Here is a 1,750-nt window from a genome sequence, read left to right on the forward strand (position 1 = left end):
GGCCAGGCCATAGACCACGGCCGTCACGAGGCCGACCAGCAATCCCACTGCCGGAAAATAACGCGTCGCATGTTGCAGCCAGCCGGCATCGAAGCCGACCCAGCGCGGTATCGGCAAGCGCGTAAAGAATTGCAACGCGGTAAAAAACAGGCGCAACTGATGCAATGCATTGCGGCCCGCTGCGCGGCACAAAGCGCGCAGTCCGAAAGCCGGTGGCGGCATGGCCGGGTGCGTCATCTCAGGTTTGCTTGACGCTGACTTGCGCCGATGAAAATGTCGCCATCTGTTGCAGGAAATTGACCGCCGCCTGCAACAATGGCAATGCCAGCGCGCTGCCGGTGCCTTCGCCCAGACGCAAGTCCAGTTGCATCAGCGGTCGCGCCGCAAGATGTTGCAGCATGCGCCGGTGCCCGTGTTCATCCGAGCAATGCGAAAAAATGCAGTAATCGAGAATCGCCGGCTGCAACTGCGCCGCCACCAGCAACGCTGAACTCACGATGAAACCGTCAATCAGCAACACCATGCGACGCTCGGCCGCCTTGAGCATGGCGCCGGCGATCATGGCGATTTCAAAACCGCCGAAGGTTTGCAGGATGTCGAGCGGGGTCGCTACTTCGGCGTGATGCGCCACGGCACGTTCGATTACGCGTTGTTTATGCAGGACGCCTTCGGGAGCCAGGCCGGTGCCGGCACCGACACACTCGGCCAGCGGAATGCCGGTGATCTTGTGCATGATGGCCGCCGCCGAGGTCGTATTGCCGATTCCCATCTCGCCGAATCCGATGACATCGGCATCCAGTTCCGCCACCAGCGCCATACCGGCAGCCAGTGCCTGCTGGCACTGCGCGGCGCTCATTGCGGCTTGTCCGGCAAAATTACGGGTGCCGGCGGCGACTTTGCGGTCGAGCAAGCCGGCGCGCGCGCCAAAGTCGTGATTCACGCCGGCATCGACGATGTGCAGCGCGCAATTGTTTTGTCGCGCAAATACATTGATGGCGGCGCCTTGTTGCAGGAAATTTTCGACCATTTGCCAGGTCACGCTTTGCGGATAGGCAGAGACATTTTCCGCCACCACCCCGTGATCGCCGGCAACCACCACAATCACCGGCTGCTTTATCTGTGGCTGCACAGTGCGCTGGATCAGGCCGATTTGCATGGCCACAAATTCCAGCACCCCGAGACTGCCCGGCGGCTTGGTTTTGTCATCAATCAGGCGTTGCAAGGTGACGGCCAGTGCGTCGTCGCGAGTGAAAGATATCTGAGGAAGGAACATGGAACAGTCGCGCCAGGTGATCATGCAATGTGCAAGGTGCTCAGTATATAAGATATGTGGAGCACCCTGCCCTGTCACCTGGCCGGCAAGCTGAAATCAGTGCTGTCAGCTATGCAGGGTCGGCTTTGGCGGCAGCGGTGTCGTTGATGCCGCTTTTGGGGTCGCTGATCCACAACTGATGGTGGGCGCAATCTTCGTAAGAAGTGATGCATTGGACGCTGGCGCCTTCCGGCACGTCGATCGCCACTTTGCCGACCATCGCAATACCGGCTTCAGTCCACTCCAGCTGGCCGCCGGTGACTGCGCCACGACGTACCACCTTGCCCTTGAGCATGATGCGGTAACCCAGTTTGAGACTGCTCTTGTCCAGCGCCTTGGCAGTCCACAAGCCGAGGATGGCATTGCCGCCCACTACCGTGGAGCCGGCAAATACCTGCACCGGCGCCTGGGCCAGCACTTCCAGCCGGCATTGCGGTC

2 protein-coding genes and 1 pseudogene are annotated in these 1,750 nt (G+C 60.5%); all 3 read right to left on the minus strand.

From position 1 onward, the window contains the following. The coding region (locus AKL27_RS26840) for an adenosylcobinamide-GDP ribazoletransferase (RefSeq protein WP_198156110.1) at nucleotides 1-222 on the minus strand (222 nt) is incomplete at its 3' end. A gap of 16 nt (nucleotides 223-238) precedes the next feature. Further along, nucleotides 239-1,273 (minus strand): nicotinate-nucleotide--dimethylbenzimidazole phosphoribosyltransferase, encoded by a 1,035-nt coding sequence (gene cobT, locus AKL27_RS26845; RefSeq protein WP_050465961.1) that lies wholly within the window; start codon nucleotides 1,271-1,273, stop codon nucleotides 239-241. Nucleotides 1,274-1,382: 109 nt separating this feature from the next. Next, nucleotides 1,383-1,750, minus strand: a pseudogene (locus tag AKL27_RS28280) (hypothetical protein); the annotation flags it as partial.

The sequence above is a fragment of the Herbaspirillum autotrophicum genome (assembly GCF_001189915.1).
GTDB lineage: Bacteria > Pseudomonadota > Gammaproteobacteria > Burkholderiales > Burkholderiaceae_D > Herbaspirillum > Herbaspirillum autotrophicum.